This window comes from Moorena sp. SIO4E2, assembly GCF_010671945.1.
GTDB lineage: Bacteria > Cyanobacteriota > Cyanobacteriia > Cyanobacteriales > Coleofasciculaceae > Moorena > Moorena producens.
The window spans coordinates 1-1,884 of the sequence record NZ_JAAHIE010001036.1; the positions used below are offsets into that span (position 1 = coordinate 1).

General features: G+C 45.1%; 3 protein-coding genes. 1 reads left to right on the forward strand and 2 read right to left on the reverse strand.

The annotated features are described in order from the left end of the window. Positions 1–258 (forward strand): MoaD/ThiS family protein (locus F6K37_RS40295; protein ID WP_287256901.1); only part of this gene is annotated, 258 nt, incomplete at its 5' end. A 169-nt stretch (positions 259–427) separates the two neighbouring features. Here F6K37_RS40295 and F6K37_RS40300 read toward each other — a convergent pair. Together F6K37_RS40300 and F6K37_RS40305 are read right to left on the reverse strand one after the other, a co-directional pair. Beyond that, entirely contained in the window at positions 428–1,621 is a 1,194-nt protein-coding gene (locus tag F6K37_RS40300; protein ID WP_287256903.1) for an RNA-guided endonuclease InsQ/TnpB family protein, read from the reverse strand. Beyond that, positions 1,612–1,758 (reverse strand): helix-turn-helix domain-containing protein, encoded by a 147-nt coding sequence (locus F6K37_RS40305; protein WP_324616699.1) that lies wholly within the window; start codon positions 1,756–1,758, stop codon positions 1,612–1,614. The genes F6K37_RS40300 and F6K37_RS40305 overlap by 10 nt, the downstream gene beginning before the upstream one ends. Positions 1,759–1,884: the final 126 nt, after the last annotated feature.

The following is a 1,884-nucleotide window of genomic DNA, read 5'->3' on the forward strand; positions in this document are numbered from 1 at the left end:
TCTGAACCATCAATTACCGTTACAGTCAAGCTTTTTGCTGCCTATCAAGAAACCTATGGCTTGCCAGAACTCCAGTTGGGATTTCCCCCTCAAACATCAGTATCAGCGGTGTTAGACCGTTTACTGAGTGAACACCCAGAGCTGGAGCAATGGCGTGAAGTGACCCGCTTTGGCATCAATCTACAATTTGTTCCCCCCGATACCCCCTTGCAAGATGGGGATGAAGTGGTTCTGATTCCTCCTGTTAGCGGTGGCTAATCGATTATTGTGCCTGCAAGCCTTTTGCCTCCAAGGGTCATATTTCTCAGAAAAATTGACTGATATGCAGCGTTGCTTCACCATGATCAGGAATCCAGGATACCCACTGGTCTTCTGAAACCTGGCACAGCAGCAGCGCTTCATCAAAGCTATAGGGAGTGACATCCTCCTACACTATACGCTTCGCGTATAGTGTAGGCTTCCCATTCTCACAAATAGGTATTCCTGCCCAAAGCCACTTATCTAGGATTTCTCCCCCGACAGATCGACTACTTGACAGGCTGTTTCCATTTCCCGAATTGTCCACGGGTACTAATTCTAATCCTCGCCATCTCACCATCTGAGCGGCTGCATGATCTCTATGTGTCGTGTAGCCGCATGTCTTGCATTTATGTTCTCTAACCCTCAAATCTTTCTTCACTGTGGCCTGACACTCAGGGCAAGTCTGACTGGTCCGACGGGGGTCTACTCGCTGAAAGTAACACCCACGTTTGAAAGCTACCCATTTGAGGAGATCTAAGAATTGACCAAAAGATGCATCAATGCAGTCTTTCCTTAGCATTCCTTGATTGAGTCCTATTGTGTTGAGATCTTCCGCAAAGATTGTCTGAGCCTGGTCACAGAGCAAATGTGCTGTTTTCAGATGGAAGTCTTTACGAGTGTTGGCAATCTTGTGATGCAATCTGGCCACCTTCAGTTGTGCTTTTTCCCAGTTGTTAGAACGCTTCTGTTTTTTAGCTGCTCTACGTTGTAGCAATTTCAGCTTACCTTGCAGTTGCTTGAAAAACTTAGGACGCTCAACTGTGAAACCATCTGAAGTTGTCAGAAACTTTTCTAACCCAAGGTCTATCCCTATTGCCCGACCAACGGCAGGATGATCTGGGATATCAACTTCCATTGCAATTGATATCACAACATACCATTCTGTTTGTCTAGCCTTAGCCAGAACTCTGACCTGTTTGACTTGGAATCCAACAGGAATTTCTCGATGGAGCCGAATAGGAACTAGGCCAATTTTAGGAAGCTTGATATGTTCGTGTTCTACTGGATTTGACTTGAATTGCGGAAATAAAAACGACTTGTATTGACCCTTTTTCTTAAATCTTGGAAAACCAAATCCTCGCTTACTCATTGCTTCCCATGAGTCATGCAACCTTCTAACGGTTGTCTGTAACACCTGGGAATGCACCCTTGACATAAACGGATTAGTTTTCTTGGCTTTGGGTAGATTGTTTTGCTGACGATGGTAACTGGGGAATGGTGTATCGGCAGGGATTATGTACTCACTCTGCAAAGAACACCTATCCACAGGTGCGACCCGTGGCGAATTTAATTCGCCAACGGAAAGCGCACCTAAGGACATTTACGACTTGCAATCCAGTCTTTTAACTCTCTTAATGAGTAGTTATAGACTCGTCTACAAGTCTCAAGCCATTCCTTGATGATCTGTTGTTGATCTTGGCTCGGGTAAATCCTGTATGTATAGTTCATCATTAACATAATCTTATTTTACCACAGAAAAAGACAATGGTAAATACAGATAGAGAGGGCGTCGAACCCTCTCTATCTGTCTGGCTGGGGGAGTCCATGTATCCCACCACTAACACTCCGTGTATAGTGGGGGAC

Coding starts and splice junctions, on each gene's coding strand:
- F6K37_RS40305 (WP_324616699.1), bottom strand. CDS start 1,758: ATGTTAATGATGAACTATACATACAGGATTTACCCGAGCCAAGATCAA.
- F6K37_RS40300 (WP_287256903.1), bottom strand. CDS start 1,621: ATGTCCTTAGGTGCGCTTTCCGTTGGCGAATTAAATTCGCCACGGGTC.